Source organism: Ochrobactrum teleogrylli, from assembly GCF_037482325.1.
GTDB lineage: Bacteria > Pseudomonadota > Alphaproteobacteria > Rhizobiales > Rhizobiaceae > Brucella > Brucella teleogrylli.
Genome location: NZ_JBBHKQ010000002.1, coordinates 189,684 through 204,086, shown reverse-complemented (window position 1 = coordinate 204,086; position 14,403 = coordinate 189,684). Strand labels below are relative to the sequence as shown.

The window sequence follows — 14,403 nt, the reverse complement described above, 5'->3', positions numbered from 1 at the left end:
CATGACTATTGACTCGAGGATATCATGTAACTTATGGTGTGCCATGTCGATTTTAACCCGCTTGATGTCCTGCCGAGGAGGTTCGTGCAGACAGCTCTGGCGCGCCATCGTCAACGGCTATCAAATGACCGGATAAACAATCATGCAAAATTACGAGACCATCATCATTGGCGGTGGCCCTGCGGGGCTTTCCGCAGCCTTGATCGCAGGACGCGCTCTGCGCAGAGTGCTTGTCATCGACGGAGGCGAGCCTCGAAATCAGAAAGCTCCCGCCATGCACAGTTATCTGTCGCGGGATGGGATTCTGCCACAAGAATTTCGGAAGGTGTCGCGTGAAGAGCTATCGCGTTATGACACAGTGACCTATCGCGACGGTCTTGCCCAGGCGATCTGGCCAAAAGATGGGGGCTACTCAGTAGAATTGGTCGATGGAGACATTGTTTCTGCGCCCAAAATTCTCCTCGCTCTTGGCGTGATGGACCAGCTTTCGGACATTGAAGGCCTTGCGAACAACTGGGGCAGCGGCGTTCATCATTGCCCTTTCTGCGATGGCTTTGAACATCGCGGCGAGCATTGGGGTGTACTTGCGGAAACAACAGCAATGCTGGATCACGCCGGTTTCTTCAAGAACTGGGCGAATCGCCTGACCGTCTTCACCAATGGCGCTGACCTACCAGCCGATAAACTGTCAGATCTGTCACGCGCAGAGATCAATTTGGTAACAATGCCCATCAAAGAAGTTCTTAGCGGTGATGGTCACACCATCGGCGGCATAATGCTCAAGGACGGTCGTCGAGAGGATATCCAGTCGCTATGGATCAGACCATTTCAAAGCCAAGCACCCATCGTCACGGGACTGGCACTCAATTTGCGCGAGGATGGGGGCCTGTGGCGCAATGAGATGAATGAGACTTCGTTGAAGGGAGTCTATGCCGCGGGTGATTGCGCGGCAGGGCCAATGCAGCAGGCCATCCTTGCCGCAGCCGATGGCGCCCGCACGATGTTTTCGATCATTCATAGCCTTGTGACCGCGCATTAAAGACATGCTTCACGAAGGCAGCTTGAAACGGCTGCCTTCGGGTCAGATAATGCTTGAACTTAATCCAGCACGTAGCAGGCTTTTCCTTTGCCCGGCGCCGGATCTCCGAACGAATAATTGTCGCAATCGACTCCGTCACGGAAAGTACGTTCGATAAAGCGACCTTTCGCGCCATAGCGAACCCGTTTGCGCCCGTAGAAGTCGCAATATCCGCCTTCCTTCGCGCAAGGCCGCCAATCGCGATCCCGATCATAACGGTCGGGGCGATCTGGACGACCGGGGCGGTCGTAACGGTCACGGACAACGAAAGAGCAGCTCTTCTTCTTGCCCGGTGCTGGATCGTTAAAGACGCGGTTCGAGCACGGCACTTCCGGACGATCGATAAAGCGAGAGGTGTTGCGTCCGCCTGTCCCATAGACCACTTCAGCCGGGTAAGGCAGCCGGCAAATACCGCCTTCGCTTGCACAACGCTGCAATTCTGCCGCCGACGCGGATGTTGCGAGCAGCGGCGAAACCATTGTCATCACACCGCCCAGACATAGCGATGCAACCATCTTTTTAACTACAGATACCATACTGGGGTCCCTCCATATGCGCCGAACTATGCTTTAAATCCAACAGTTTGAATAGAGGATGAATGAGGTCGTACGCTTTGCGCCTAAGATAATTGCGTCGCCATATGGCGCAGACCTTTTACGGCACCTAAAACAGAAAAAGCCCCGCAAAACGGGGCTTTCCTGAAAAGACTAGAGCTGAGTTCGCTTAGCCCTTCGGGCTCAAATTCATGGAGAACCACTTTTCCGACATCTTGGCGAGCGTGCCATCTGCCCGCATTTCGCCAAGTGCATTGTCGAGCTTGGCTTTCAGTTCTGGCTCTTCCTTGCGCAGGCCGATGCAGACATTGGTTGCCTGAATGCCACCAACCAGAAGCGGCCCGGTGATCTTCAGCCTGCCATTGCTCTTCTCAGCACGGTCACGCGCGAAAACCACATTATCGTACTGACCGTCAACACGACCGGATTCGAGATCCAATTTAACCTGTTCCGATCCCTTATAGGTGCGGACCTGAACGGCATCACCGAAGTTCTGTTCGACAAACTGCAACTGGCTGGTCGAAAGCGACGCACCAATTGTCTTGCCTTTCAACGCTTCTTTGAGATCAGCAATCGCCTTTTTGCCTTCATCTGTATCTGTGGAAAGGCTTTCACCCGTATGCGGCAGATTGGCCAAAGGTCCATCAGCTGGCACCAGGAACGTATTCGGCGTAATCACATAAGGATCGGAGAAATCGATGACCTTGCGACGCTCTGGGTTTGGGCCCATGGTCAGTACTACGTCGAATTTTCCGGCGAGCAGCGACGGAATCTGGCTGTCCCAATCCTGCGCAACAATATTGCATTCAAGCTCGGCGCGCTTGCAAACTTCCTTGATGACATCAAGGTCAAGGCCCTGAAGCTCTCCGCCCGGGCTTGTAAGGTTGAAAGGCGGAAAGGCGCCCTCGACACCAACGGTCACAGCTTTCCAGTCTTTCGCCAAAACGCTGCCACTGTAAAGCATCGATAAAGTGCAAAGGCCAATGGCCGCAATTTTCTTCAGCATAGTTCCCTCATGCTTATTTGTGTTTTTTATCTGCAATGCGGGCGGCGATTACGCGCTTTTCTCTGCCCGGTTGCAAAGAGTTTGAACCCGCTGATCAGCGATGAAAAGCGGAATTTGGTTCATATATATGAACTTTGTTCTGCTTTATGAAGGCCGTGCATGACCAGCACACGTAAACACACCCGGCCCGAAAATCGGGCCAAAGTTAGTTTCAGCTGCACCGCAAAGTTCTACTTATCAACCATTTAGCTTGGCATAGCGTGCAATATCCGCGTGGGTCGCAAACCATATATCCTTATGGGTGCTAATATGCGCAGTCAGTTCTTTCAGTATCCAGATTCTCGAACGGTGCCCGATGATATCCGGATGCATGGTTAGCTGGAAAATGCCACCCTCTTCGTAAGCTGCATCGAACTCCCGGAGAAATATCTGGAGAATATCGTGCGGTGCGATCTGCGGGCGTAACCCACCCCATCTGTCCATGACGAGATAGGCTGCGTCATCTCGAATCCATTCCACAGGTAGTTCGGTGACACCACACGGCTCGCCATTAAGCAAAAGCTCGTAGCAATCTACATCCGCCATAAGCGATGAATCGTAGATCAATCCCATTTCAGAAGTGATCTGCAATGTGTTGTCGCTGAAATCCCAGGACGGCGTACGAATGCCGACCGGGCGAACACCGGTGATCTTTTCCAGCGTATCAGCGGCACGATGTTGAAGATCGCGCTCTGTTTCACCGTCAAGCAATGTGTTGCGCTCGTGTATCCAGCCATGAAGGGCAATTTCGTGCCCCTCGCCGATCAGGGCGCGTTGCTCATCAGGATAATGCATGGCCGAAATGGCAGGCACGAAGAATGTGGCCGGGATGTTATCGCGGCGCAGAATTTCGCGGATACGAGGGATACCCTGCCTTGGGCCAAACTGCCCCTGCGACAAAGCCGATATCGATTTTCCGCCATCACGCATTTCAAACGTGTCATGGTCTGAATCGAAGGACAAAGCGACTGCGCATCGAGCGCCGCCTTGCCAGGAAGACGGTTTGAAACTGCGGCCAGCGCGGGCACGATTCATGATGGTCTGAAGCCGTTCTTCAGACCATGTCCAGGTTGGAACAGGCGCGTCAGTTGTCATGATGTCGGCCCTCCACTGACCGATAATGTCTGGCCCGTGATCCAGCTCGCAAAAGGAGATGCGAGAAAGAGCACAGCATTCGAGATGTCTTCCGGCAGTCCGATCCGACGCAACGGAATTTCGTTGAGCATTGCGGCCTGCCCCTCATCACCATAGGAAGCCCACTGACGCTCATAGTCAGGGCTGGTGCGCAAAAAGCCGGGAGCAACGGCATTGACGTTGATCCCGAATGGTCCAAGCTCGTGACCCAGCTGGCGGGCAAGACTGATCAACGCAGCCTTCGCGCTCGCATAAGCCTGAATGCCAGTGAGGCTAACGCCAAGACCGGCACCGCTGGAAATGAAGACCATTTTGCCCGTGCCCCGCCGCTTCATGGCCGGGACAAGTGCCCGGGCGACCAGAAACGCCCCGCGCACATTGATGTCGTAGATGCGATCCCAATCAGCGGCTGGAACGTTCTCCACCGGACGCTTCTTCTGTCCGAGGACACCGCCGGCAACATGGACGAAGATATCAAAGCCTCCATTGGCCTCTTCTACCGCCGCCAATGCGGCTATCGCGGCTTCATCGGTCACATCCAGATGTACTGTTCTGATCGAGCCGCCACGTCCGGGCTGTGCCTCACGGGTCAATTCTGTCAGTTCATCGTCCAAAACATCGGTAGCAGTAACGATTGCACCGTCCGCAGCAAATGCCTCGCAGATAGCCCGCCCAATTCCCCTTGCGGCTCCGGTCACCAGAACCCGCTTTTCTTTGAATTCTATATCCATGTTATTGCTTGTCTGCTGTTGTTGGTTTGTATCCAAGGCGCGCGCTCAACTCTGCCGCATGCTTGACGACAGCGTCGATCATGCGCTGACGGCATGCGGTAAAGCGCGATGAGATGGTGGCCATGTTGAGCGTTGCGACCACTTCGCCGCTGGCATCAAAAACTGGAGCAGCGACGCCGGACCCGCCGACAACCGCCTCTTCGTCACAGATTGCAAAGCCGTCCTCGCGGGCAACTTCAATGATACGGCGTATCTGTACCCGATCGATCACGGTCTTATCCGTCAAAGGAACGATCCGCTCTTTGGCTAGATAGGTAGATGTCTTTTCCGGCTGCCAATGCGCCAGAAGAACCCGCCCCATTGCCGTGCAATAGGCAGGATCAGACCCTGTCAGATCGGAATCAAAGCGGACCGCCTGATGACTGACACTCTTGGCGAGGAGCTTAACCCGCCCATCCTTGCGGCGCGTGCCGAGAAAGACGGTTTCGCCTTCACTATCACGCATGGCGTCCATGATCGGCTGGGCCGTCGCGATCAGATAGGCATCGCTGCCGCTCGACCAGCCCGGCCCGTCACGAAACGCCTCATGGATGCGATAGGACTCGGTATCGTCCCGCACCACATAGGCGCGGGCCACCAATGTAGCCAGCAGATTGAACGTGCTGCTTTTGGGATAACCAAGCTCAGCGACAATTGCTTTGAGCGTCACCGGCTTATGTGCACGACCGAGGAATTCGAGGATCTCGAGAACCCGAACGGCCGACTTAACTTCACCAATGTTTTCAATGTTCATATATGTGAACCAAATTCCTATTGTGGAATAATGTGGCAGACATACGATCAAGTGGCAATACAAAAAGGAGCGCATCTGGAAATGAACTCACAAAACAAGGTTGCCATTGTTACTGGCGGGGCAAGAGGCATCGGAAAGGCTTGCGCTCTCGATCTGGCGCGTGCGGGCTATGACATTGCGCTGGTTGATCTGCTGGAAGTGGAACTGGCGGCAACCGCAGCCGAAATTGAAGGCCTCGGCGTCAAGGCAATCTCCTGCGTGGCCGATGTTTCCAGCCACAAGCGGGCTGGTGAAGTCGTCGCACAAACCGTTGAAACATTTGGCCGTCTTGACTTTCTGCTCAACAATGCAGGCCGTTCTGCCCCGGTTGGCATTCTCGACATTTCGGAAGATGAGTTCGACCGCGCGATCGCCATCAACCTGAAAAGCTGCTTCAATTATATCCAGCATTCGGCGCCACATATGCTGAAACAGGGCGGCGGCCGCATTGTTTCCATGTCGTCGCTCAATGCACTTTCCGGGGGTGTGACCGCAGCCGTCAGCAGGTTTGCCTATGCCGCCGCAAAAGCTGGCATTCTGGGCATGACCCGCTCGCTCGCCAAGGAACTCGGCCCGAATATCGCCGTAAATGCGATCTGCCCCGGCGTCATCCGCACCGAGATCGACACGAATGTTACCGAACGCGCCGATGAAGTCATCAAGGGCATCGCGCTCGGTCGCCTTGGTTGTGCTGACGACGTGGCACGCCTTGTCACGTTCCTTGCCACATCCGAACCGTGCTTCATAACCGGTCAGGCATTCACGGTTGATGGCTTTCAATTCAATGTTTGACATGAACGCAGAAGGAAGTAATCAGCACCACTTCAGATTACTCCCTTCGACGGGATTGCGCTGAAAAGCGCAATCCCGAACATAAGGGCGACAATAACGGACCTCAATACAATGGGAGCCAGACGATGGAGGGGCGAGCTATGGCGAAGAACCATCACGATATCTGGGATATTGTGGACGGCAAAAGTGCCGCTTATTTCGAACTCAGCGACACGGTTTGGGATCATCCTGAGACCAATTATGAAGAATATGAGTCCAGCGCAGCTCATGCTGCAATGCTTGAAGCTGAAGGGTTTCGCGTCTCGCGCGGCATCGCAGGACTGCCGACCGCCGTCATGGGCGAAGCAGGTGACGAAGGTCCGGTCATTGCCATTCTTGGCGAATTCGATGCCCTTCCCGGCTTGAGCCAGATCGCGGGCATTGCAGAAGAACAGCCCATCGAGGCAGGCGGACACGGCCATGGCTGCGGCCATAATCTGCTTGGCGCCGGTTCACTTCTGGCGGCCGCCGCAGTGAAGCAGTATCTCAAAACACATGGGATCAAGGGACGTGTGCGCTATTACGGCTGCCCGGCGGAAGAAGGCGGATCAGCCAAGGGCTTCATGGTGCGCGAAGGCCTTTTTGACGATGTCGACGTCGCCTTTTGCTGGCACCCGGCACCTTTCGCAGGCGTCAACGACCCCGTATCGCTGGCCTGTAACGAAATAAGCTTTCATTTCACCGGTCGCGCGGCCCATGCAGCCTCCGCCCCCCATTTGGGACGCAGCGCTCTCGACGCCGTAGAGTTGATGAATGTCGGCGTCAATTACATGCGCGAGCACATGCCTTCTTCGGCCCGCATTCATTACGCTGTGACGGATTCCGGCGGTTTCGCGCCCAATGTCGTGCAGGCCAAGGCCAGCGTGCGCTATCTAATCCGCGCGCTGAGTCTGCCCGTGATGCAGACCTTGTTGGAACGGGTTAAGAAGATCGCCGACGGCGCAGCGCTTATGACGGAAACGACGGTACGCAGCGAAATTGTTAGCGGCGACGCCAATCTGATCGGCAACAAGCCGCTGGAACAGCTTATGCAGCGCGAGCTGGAGCGTTTGGGACCACCCGTATTCGACGCAAAAGATCAGGAAATGGCACAGCGTTTTCAGGCCACGCTGACCAAGGAAGACATTTCTGACGCTTTTCGCCGTTTCGGCGTCGAACCGAAGGAAGGCCTTGCTCTTTGTGAAGATGTTTATGAACCCTATAAGGGAGACAATTCCCTCGTTGGTTCGACAGACGTTGGTAGCGTGAGCTGGGTTGTCCCCACCGTGCAGATGCGTGGCGCTACCTGCGCTATTGGCACGCCGCTCCATTCGTGGCAAATGGTGGCGCAGGGTAAATTGCCTACGGCTCATAAAGGAATGGCTCATGCTGCAAAGGTCATGGGAAGCACGGCAGTGGAACTGTTTTTGCATCCCGAACGGATTGTAGAAGCCAAACAGGACCACGTGAAAAGGCTTAACGGCGATGTTTTCGTCAATCCTATTCCAGATAGTGTGCAGCCTGCCCTGCCCGTCGCAGCGAAATGAAACATGGTCCAGCGCGACCGCCGGAAAGTGAAATGAACTTCAATCAATCCTTCAAGAATTGGCCTGACGCATCATGAAGGCTTTTTTCGACATTTTAAGCTTCGGCCCCGACGGCTGGGGCTATGTTCTCGTGATGGCGGCTTTGGTAACGGTCTCGCTGGCCGTTGTCGGTTTCCTGCTGGGTGCAACCATTGGCGTATTCGCCGCCTGGGCAAAGATTTCCGGCGGACGCACACTGCGCGGCGTTGCTGATGGCTACACCACCATCATTCGTGGCGTTCCCGATCTTCTGGTGATCTATCTGTTTTATTTCGGCGGCAGCGCCGCCGTCACGGCGCTTGGAAAGTTCTTCGGCGCTCAAGGCTTCATCGGCTTTCCCGCTTTTCTGGCTGGCGTGCTGGCCATTGGCATTTCCTGCGGTGCGCATCATACGGAAGTGTTTCGCGGCGCATTCAGAGCCGTATCCAAGGGAGAGCTTGAAGCTGCATCGGCCTGCGGCATGGGTCAGGCGCTCAAATTTCGTCGTATTATCGCGCCACTGGCCCTGCGCCATGCGCTGCCCGGTCTTGGCAATGTCTGGCAGGTTGCGTTGAAAGAATCTGCTCTGATCTCTGTTGTCGGCGTGGTCGATATTCTGCGTCAGGCGCAGATCGGCGCAGGCTCGACTGGACTCCCTTTCAACTTCTTCCTGATTGCAGGCGCGCTCTATCTGCTGATTTCCTCGGTTTCCGGCAGCATCCTGCAAGCCGCTGAACGTCACTTCTCGCGTGGCGTCAGGAGGGCAAAATGAACCTTCAATTCTACACAGAATCCTTTCTGGCAATGATGGGCGGGGTGCCGTTGACGTTGCAGCTTGCGGCCATATCCATCGTGTGCGGCGCAATTCTTGCCCTGCTGTTTGCTATGATGCGGTTGTCGGGAATAAAGGTCCTCGACTGGTTTGCTCGGCTCTATGTGTTCGTGTTCCGTGGAACGCCGCTTCTAGTGCAAATCTTCATCATCTATTATGGTCTCAGCCAATTTTCGACGATCCGCTATTCGTTCTTGTGGCCCATTCTCCGTGAGCCATACTGGTGCGCAATCATCGCGCTGACGCTGAACAATGCAGCCTATGCCAGCGAGATTATTCGCGGTGGTCTGCTGTCTGTGCCGCACGGCCAGATTGAGGCGGCAAAAGCCTGTGGCATGTCGCGTTTCACCTGCTTCCGCAGGATCGTGATGCCGCTTGCTATCCGACAGGCGCTACCCGGCTATGGCAATGAAATGATCTCGATGATCAAAGCAACCTCGCTTGCCTCCATCATCACGCTCATGGAAGTCACCGGCATTGCAGCCAAGCTCATTGCCGAAAGCTACCGCGTGATTGAGGTGTTCGTGATTGCGGGCGCGATCTATCTTGCTATCAATTTCGTTCTGACACGCTTGCTGCTGATCGCCGAATACAGGCTCACGCCCTATTTGCGCCAGCCCGTCGCTCGTATCTCCACCGAAGGAAAAACATCGTGAGTAAAGCCATCTCTCCTAACGCACCGGTGGCGCTAAAAGTCGAAAACCTGCGTAAAAGCTTTGGCGCGAATGAAGTGCTGAAGGGCATTTCGCTTGAAGCGCGCGAAGGCGAAGTCATTTCTATCCTTGGCTCTTCCGGCTCCGGAAAATCCACTTTGCTGCGTTGCATCAACCTTCTGGAAATTCCAACTTCCGGCACCGTCACCGTTTCGGGCGAAACGATCCGGATGGCCAACAACTCCAAGGGTGAAGCCTATCCCGCCGACAAGAAGCAGGTCTCGCGAATCCGCTCCGAACTGGGCATGGTATTCCAAAGCTTCAATCTCTGGTCACACAAGACTATTCTTGAAAACATCATCGAAGCGCCGATCTATGTTCAGGGTCGGCAGCGCGCGGAATGCATTGCAGAGGCCGAAGCGCTACTCGCCAAGGTTGGCATCGCAGATAAGCGCGACTTCTACCCCTCACATCTCTCCGGTGGTCAGCAACAGCGTGCCGCCATTGCCCGCGCATTGGCAATGAAGCCAAAGGTGATGCTTTTCGACGAGCCAACCTCCGCGCTTGATCCCGAACTTGTCGGCGAGGTACTGCGTGTCATGCGCGGCTTGGCCGAAGAAGGACGCACCATGCTCGTCGTCACCCACGAAATGGGCTTTGCCCGTGATGTGTCGAACCGGGTCGTCTTCGTCCATCAAGGGCTGGTCGAAGAAGACGGTGCGCCCGAAGAGGTGTTTACAAACTCCAGATCAGAGCGTTTTCGCAAGTTTATCAGCCATGAAAACGCTGGCTGATTATTTCAAACGTCACTGATTTATGCCAAAAGACCGCTCAGCACTTAACTGCAGTAAGGTAATTAAGATGAAGACCAAGGGATTGTTCAAAGCCCTTCTCGTTTCGGCCCTCGTTGTGACCGCTGCTTCGGCCCATGCCGAAGAGAAGAAGTGGACCAAGCTCACCATCGCGACCGAAGGCGCGTTCCGTCCATATAATTTCACCAAGCCAGACGGTACGCTGGACGGTTATGAAATCGAACTGAGCAAAGACCTCTGCGCCCGCATGAAGGTTGAGTGCGCCATGATTGCACAGCCTTTCGACGGCATCATCCCGGCCTTGAATGCAGGCAAGTTCGACGCAATCATGGCTGGCCTTACCGCTACGCCGAAGCGCGAAGAAACCATCGACTTTTCCGTCTCTTATGGCTTGACCCCGCAGACCTTCGCCACGCTGAAGGATAGCCCATTCGCCAAGCTACCACATACGGGCGAAACGCTCTATCTGGCCAAGGACGAAGCTGCCGCTCAGAAGGCGATTGACGACGTCAAGGCTGAAATCAAGGGCCGCACAATCGGTGTACAGACTGCCTCGCTCGGCCTCTCGCTGCTCGACAAGTATTTCAAGGATTCTGCCGATATCCGCGAATACAAGACCACCGATCAGCACGACCTCGACCTCAAGTCGGGCCGCGTCGATCTTGTCGTCGCTTCATTGGCTTATCTGAGCGATGCTGCCAAAAAGCCCGGCAATGAAGATATTGTCATGACCGGTCCTTTCTTTAAGGGCGGCATTCTGGGTCGCGGCGTCGCCGTTGGTCTTCGCAAGAACGAACCTGAACTTCAGAAGATGTTCAATGAAGCCATTGAAGCCGCTAAGGCCGATGGCACCATCAAGCGTCTTTCTGAGAAGTGGTTCGGTTTCGACGTGACACCGTAATCGGTTCGTCAGCGATACTGTTGAAAGGCCGCCTCAAGGGCGGCCTTTTTTATGTCAAGAAGCCGCTTGATCAGGCGCCGTATTTCGACTCCACCGGCCACACTGACTGGAGCTTTTCACCACCTAGAATACGGTCACGGGCCGAAGCTTCGTTTGCGCCCAGCTTGTCGGCCTGATCCGCGACTGCAGCAACCATGTTCTTAGGGATGACGACAACGCCATCGATATCGGCGAAGATGACGTCGCCCGGCATGATCTTCACGCCGGCGATTTCGATTGGAACTTGCGAGAGCTTCGGTTCCATCTTGCCGGATACCGAAACCGGAGACCGCGCGCGACCGAAAAGCGGATAGCCAAGATGGCGAACCTGCGCGATATCACGCACCGTTCCGTTGACGATCGTGGCAGCCGCGCCCCGCGTTTTCGCGCCTGTGCTCATCAGCTCTCCCGAGCAGGAACCCTGCGCGCAGGATGCATCCACGACGACAATGCCACCCCTCGGTGCGTTGTCGATGGCGTTGTGATAGACATCCTGCGGCTGATTGCGTCGTTCGCTTGGCGCAAACTGCACCGTGACTGCGGGACCGCAAACCACTTCGCCCGGCTTCAATTCACCCTGTAACGATATACCGTCCAGATAGCCCCAGCCACCCAGTTGTTCAAGACTGTCATGGACATCGCCGGAATACCATTTCGAAAGACGCTCGATCGACGCCCAGTCTGTATCGGAATAATCGAAGTTGCTCATTTGGTTTTGACCTTGTTCTGTAGATTTGAATTGTCGAGTGCGACCTTGAGATAGCGCGAACTTTCGTCGATCTGTCTGCGAATGGCTTGCCGGGCGATATCTGGTTCTCTGGCCTTGATGAGGTTGTAAATTTCCTCATGCTCGGCAAACCCGTCTTCCAGCGATTTGTTGGGCACACGGCTCGTAACCCGGATGACATCGATGATGATCGAGAAAAGATTATCATAGACGACATTGAGGATCTCGTTGCCCACGGAATGCACGAGCCCAAGATGAAAAGCGGCATCGCTGTCGGTAAAACGGGCCATGTCATTGGCGTCAGTTGCAGTCCTCATACTGGCAAGCGCTTCGTCAACTTCCGGCGTCATCACCAGGTCTTCCGAACTCAGTCGCGTCACGACTTCCGTCTCGATGATCCGGCGCACATCCATCAGTTGGACGAGATAGTCGGAGTTATTGGCAAAGAGCTGTTTGACAGTCGTGGCAAGCGAACCGAGAAATTCTCCGACATCGTCACGCACAACAAGCGCTCTTTCACCGTGTTTGCGGCGAACGAGACCCTTTGTTTCGAGAATTTGAAGCGCTTCACGAACAGATCGCGTGCTTACATTGAATTCACGCGCCATTGCGGCTTCGGCAGGCAGACGATCGCCAATCTTGAGCTTGCCGGAAAGTATCTGAGCTTCCAGCGCCTCAACGACCGAGACGTGCAGCTTGTCACGATCAGGTAACGCGCGCCTCGTCAGATATCGATTGTCTGCCTGTTCTGTCACCATGCCGTAAAGCCTCCATCCACAACGACATTCGAACCTGTCATATATGACGAGGCATCGGATGCCAGAAACTGTATCACGCCATTATATTCATCGATCTCTGCTTGTCGGTTCATCGGAACGCGTTCGAGAAACGCATCCACAAATTCCTTGTCAAAGTTTGCGGTTTTCACGCCACCGAACGAAATCAGGTTCACTCGGACATTTTTGGTTCCCCAATAAGTGCCGAGATACCGAGTCAAGTTGACAAGACCGGATTTGGAAGCCGCATAGGAGACGGCCTTGATGAAAGGCTCGCCATCTCGTGCCTCGCGATACGCATAGAGCGCCTGATTGGGAGAAACGATACCGTAGATCGAACCGACATTGATGATGCTGCCGCGTCTGGCGTCGGCCATCTTCGAGCCGATGACCTGGCAGCACAGCATCACACCCGTCAGATTGGTCTCGATGATCTCGTTCCAGTATTTCTGCGGATAGATTTCAAATGGACTGTTCTGGTCTGCCGAACCCGAGGGCTTTGAATCAATGCCTGCATTATTGACCAGAATATGCGGCACGTCCCAATCGGCGATGAGCTGTTCGGTTGCCTGCTCAAGGCTGGCCTTGTCCGTAACACTCGCGACATAAACGCGAATGTTCTTAGTCAAGCCTGGAAACTTCGCTTCGAGATCGGCAGCGTCGATTGCCCGGCGGCTGAAGATCGCCACCTTCGCGCCAGCTTCTGCAAGCGACTTGCTGAACTGGGTTCCGAGCTGCCCCAACCCGCCTGTTACAATGGCGATCTTGTCTCTCACACTGAACTTGTCTGTCATAATTTCATTCCTGCACCTTAGAGCTCGTTTCGATCTGACCGGAGCAGATCGGCGCTCTAAATGTTTGTTTTAACGCGCATCTTTTCCAAAAGCTGTTTCATGCTTTTCGGGATGCGCTCCAATCTGCTGGCTTCGGGGTCGTCCAAGTTCTCAAGAGCAAGGTTCCGTTCCATCAGTATTCAGACCAGCACCGTGGCGGGTCGTGTCTTTCACAGCCCCGCCACGGCAGTTGTGTCACGACCGAGGCAAGTCACTGGCCAGCAGTTTCTGCGGGTCCAGACGAGCGCCATGATATTTTTCGTAAATGTCGATCAGCTTGCCGTTGTCGAGATTGGTCTTGATCCACGCGTCGATCCATTCCTTGAGCTTCGGCTCGTTCTTGCGGAGTGCAATACCCAGCGGGTAAGCCTTGGCTACAAACTTTTCTTCGAGGTCGAGCTTGGGATTGGCCTTGATCAATTCCGTCAGAAGCGGGCGGGACGTTGCATAAATTGCAATCTGGCCGCTGGTGACTGCCGCACTCGATGTTGGATCGTCCTCAAACCGCACGATCTGGACGCCGGCAACATCCGCCGTCTTTTCCGTCAGATTGGTGTCGTTGACCGTACCGCGCGTGACCGCAACCGATGCATCGGTTAGATCCGCATAGGATTTCACTTTTGCTTCTTTGGGTGCTGCAACGACGATTGCGGTTTCAGCATAGGGAATGCTGAAATCAACAACCTCCAGCCGCTCCTTTGTTATTGAAAGCGTGGACACCGCCAAATCTGCCTTGCCTGAGACAAGAAACGGAATGCGACCCGAGGTTGGAACCGTCAGGAACTCCACATCCACGCCCAGGTCCTTGGCCAACAGCTTCGCTGTTTCGACTTCCGAGCCGGTCGGCTGGAACTGTGCATCGCGCATCGCATAGGGCGGATTGCCAAGATCAATGGCGACCTGCAGCTTGCCTTTCTGGCGGATCGTATCCAGTTGATCGGCAAAAGAGGTCTGGGGCATCATGGCCGCCATACCGATGCCAAGTCCCATTATTGCCAGAAATTTTCTCTTGTTCAGAATAGTCATATTTCCTCCTCCTGTTGTTGATGATGTCGCTCATCATCGACACCACATGCTTATG

Annotated in this window: 16 protein-coding genes; 7 read left to right on the top strand and 9 right to left on the bottom strand. The window is 54.7% G+C overall.

What is annotated here, in order from left to right; genetic code table 11:
* Nucleotides 1–142: 142 nt before the first annotated feature.
* On the top strand, nucleotides 143–1,039 hold the full coding sequence (locus WIX40_RS18515; protein WP_339441318.1) for an NAD(P)/FAD-dependent oxidoreductase: 897 nt from the start codon (nucleotides 143–145) through the stop codon (nucleotides 1,037–1,039).
* Between the two features lie 59 nt (nucleotides 1,040–1,098).
* Here the strand turns inward: WIX40_RS18515 and WIX40_RS18510 are convergent, their stop codons facing one another.
* The 5 genes from WIX40_RS18510 to WIX40_RS18490 form a co-directional block, all read right to left on the bottom strand.
* Nucleotides 1,099–1,614 carry a hypothetical protein gene (locus WIX40_RS18510; protein ID WP_121537854.1) on the bottom strand — a complete coding sequence of 172 codons (516 nt, stop codon included), beginning with the start codon at nucleotides 1,612–1,614 and terminating at the stop codon, nucleotides 1,099–1,101.
* A 187-nt stretch (nucleotides 1,615–1,801) separates the two neighbouring features.
* Nucleotides 1,802–2,638 (bottom strand): transporter substrate-binding domain-containing protein, encoded by an 837-nt coding sequence (locus WIX40_RS18505; protein ID WP_124915448.1) that lies wholly within the window; start codon nucleotides 2,636–2,638, stop codon nucleotides 1,802–1,804.
* Nucleotides 2,639–2,875: 237 nt separating this feature from the next.
* Nucleotides 2,876–3,772 (bottom strand): polysaccharide deacetylase family protein, encoded by an 897-nt coding sequence (locus tag WIX40_RS18500; RefSeq protein ID WP_339441315.1) that lies wholly within the window; start codon nucleotides 3,770–3,772, stop codon nucleotides 2,876–2,878.
* Complete coding sequence (locus tag WIX40_RS18495; RefSeq protein WP_339441314.1) at nucleotides 3,769–4,542, bottom strand: SDR family NAD(P)-dependent oxidoreductase; 774 nt, start codon at nucleotides 4,540–4,542, stop codon at nucleotides 3,769–3,771. Before WIX40_RS18495 ends, WIX40_RS18500 begins: the two co-directional genes overlap by 4 nt.
* 1 nt (nucleotide 4,543) lies before the next feature.
* On the bottom strand, nucleotides 4,544–5,335 hold the full coding sequence (locus WIX40_RS18490; protein WP_339441312.1) for an IclR family transcriptional regulator: 792 nt from the start codon (nucleotides 5,333–5,335) through the stop codon (nucleotides 4,544–4,546).
* An 81-nt stretch (nucleotides 5,336–5,416) separates the two neighbouring features.
* Between WIX40_RS18490 and WIX40_RS18485 the strand changes: the two genes are divergently transcribed.
* From WIX40_RS18485 to WIX40_RS18460, 6 genes are all read left to right on the top strand, one after another.
* On the top strand, nucleotides 5,417–6,166 hold the full coding sequence (locus WIX40_RS18485) for an SDR family NAD(P)-dependent oxidoreductase (RefSeq protein ID WP_109366426.1): 750 nt from the start codon (nucleotides 5,417–5,419) through the stop codon (nucleotides 6,164–6,166).
* A gap of 140 nt (nucleotides 6,167–6,306) precedes the next feature.
* A complete protein-coding gene (locus WIX40_RS18480; protein WP_339441311.1) occupies nucleotides 6,307–7,731 on the top strand; it encodes a M20 family metallopeptidase in 1,425 nt (474 codons plus the stop codon).
* Between the two features lie 73 nt (nucleotides 7,732–7,804).
* Nucleotides 7,805–8,521, top strand: a complete 717-nt coding sequence (locus WIX40_RS18475) for an ABC transporter permease (RefSeq protein WP_109366020.1) — start codon at nucleotides 7,805–7,807, stop codon at nucleotides 8,519–8,521.
* Complete coding sequence (locus WIX40_RS18470) at nucleotides 8,518–9,237, top strand: ABC transporter permease (RefSeq protein ID WP_339441309.1); 720 nt, start codon at nucleotides 8,518–8,520, stop codon at nucleotides 9,235–9,237. Before WIX40_RS18475 ends, WIX40_RS18470 begins: the two co-directional genes overlap by 4 nt.
* The gene (locus WIX40_RS18465) at nucleotides 9,234–10,028 is read left to right on the top strand and encodes an ABC transporter ATP-binding protein (protein WP_339441307.1); all 795 of its coding nucleotides are present in this window, start codon (nucleotides 9,234–9,236) and stop codon (nucleotides 10,026–10,028) included. Before WIX40_RS18470 ends, WIX40_RS18465 begins: the two co-directional genes overlap by 4 nt.
* A 67-nt stretch (nucleotides 10,029–10,095) precedes the next feature.
* Nucleotides 10,096–10,947, top strand: coding sequence for a transporter substrate-binding domain-containing protein (locus WIX40_RS18460; RefSeq protein ID WP_339441305.1), 852 nt, complete (start codon nucleotides 10,096–10,098; stop codon nucleotides 10,945–10,947).
* 70 nt (nucleotides 10,948–11,017) lie between these two features.
* Here WIX40_RS18460 and WIX40_RS18455 read toward each other — a convergent pair whose 3' ends face one another.
* The 4 genes from WIX40_RS18455 to WIX40_RS18440 all read right to left on the bottom strand — a co-directional run bounded on the left by WIX40_RS18455 (nucleotide 11,018) and on the right by WIX40_RS18440 (nucleotide 14,348).
* Entirely contained in the window at nucleotides 11,018–11,695 is a 678-nt protein-coding gene (locus tag WIX40_RS18455) for an RraA family protein (protein WP_339441303.1), read from the bottom strand.
* Entirely contained in the window at nucleotides 11,692–12,471 is a 780-nt protein-coding gene (locus WIX40_RS18450) for a FadR/GntR family transcriptional regulator (protein WP_339441301.1), read from the bottom strand. The genes WIX40_RS18455 and WIX40_RS18450 overlap by 4 nt, the downstream gene beginning before the upstream one ends.
* Nucleotides 12,465–13,283 (bottom strand): SDR family oxidoreductase, encoded by an 819-nt coding sequence (locus tag WIX40_RS18445; protein ID WP_339441300.1) that lies wholly within the window; start codon nucleotides 13,281–13,283, stop codon nucleotides 12,465–12,467. The genes WIX40_RS18450 and WIX40_RS18445 overlap by 7 nt, the downstream gene beginning before the upstream one ends.
* Nucleotides 13,284–13,517: 234 nt before the next feature.
* On the bottom strand, nucleotides 13,518–14,348 hold the full coding sequence (locus WIX40_RS18440; protein ID WP_210237295.1) for a transporter substrate-binding domain-containing protein: 831 nt from the start codon (nucleotides 14,346–14,348) through the stop codon (nucleotides 13,518–13,520).
* Between the last annotated feature and the right edge of the window lie 55 nt (nucleotides 14,349–14,403).

Bases quoted from the DNA above. Each gene is read 5' to 3' on its own strand.
- WIX40_RS18440 (WP_210237295.1), bottom strand. From the start codon at position 14,348: ATGACTATTCTGAACAAGAGAAAATTTCTGGCAATAATGGGACTTGGC.
- WIX40_RS18480 (WP_339441311.1), top strand. From the start codon at position 6,307: ATGGCGAAGAACCATCACGATATCTGGGATATTGTGGACGGCAAAAGT.
- WIX40_RS18460 (WP_339441305.1), top strand. From the start codon at position 10,096: ATGAAGACCAAGGGATTGTTCAAAGCCCTTCTCGTTTCGGCCCTCGTT.
- WIX40_RS18475 (WP_109366020.1), top strand. From the start codon at position 7,805: ATGAAGGCTTTTTTCGACATTTTAAGCTTCGGCCCCGACGGCTGGGGC.
- WIX40_RS18515 (WP_339441318.1), top strand. From the start codon at position 143: ATGCAAAATTACGAGACCATCATCATTGGCGGTGGCCCTGCGGGGCTT.
- WIX40_RS18510 (WP_121537854.1), bottom strand. From the start codon at position 1,614: ATGGTATCTGTAGTTAAAAAGATGGTTGCATCGCTATGTCTGGGCGGT.
- WIX40_RS18455 (WP_339441303.1), bottom strand. From the start codon at position 11,695: ATGAGCAACTTCGATTATTCCGATACAGACTGGGCGTCGATCGAGCGT.
- WIX40_RS18470 (WP_339441309.1), top strand. From the start codon at position 8,518: ATGAACCTTCAATTCTACACAGAATCCTTTCTGGCAATGATGGGCGGG.
- WIX40_RS18495 (WP_339441314.1), bottom strand. From the start codon at position 4,542: ATGGATATAGAATTCAAAGAAAAGCGGGTTCTGGTGACCGGAGCCGCA.
- WIX40_RS18485 (WP_109366426.1), top strand. From the start codon at position 5,417: ATGAACTCACAAAACAAGGTTGCCATTGTTACTGGCGGGGCAAGAGGC.
- WIX40_RS18490 (WP_339441312.1), bottom strand. From the start codon at position 5,335: ATGAACATTGAAAACATTGGTGAAGTTAAGTCGGCCGTTCGGGTTCTC.
- WIX40_RS18445 (WP_339441300.1), bottom strand. From the start codon at position 13,283: ATGACAGACAAGTTCAGTGTGAGAGACAAGATCGCCATTGTAACAGGC.
- WIX40_RS18505 (WP_124915448.1), bottom strand. From the start codon at position 2,638: ATGCTGAAGAAAATTGCGGCCATTGGCCTTTGCACTTTATCGATGCTT.
- WIX40_RS18500 (WP_339441315.1), bottom strand. From the start codon at position 3,772: ATGACAACTGACGCGCCTGTTCCAACCTGGACATGGTCTGAAGAACGG.
- WIX40_RS18450 (WP_339441301.1), bottom strand. From the start codon at position 12,471: ATGGTGACAGAACAGGCAGACAATCGATATCTGACGAGGCGCGCGTTA.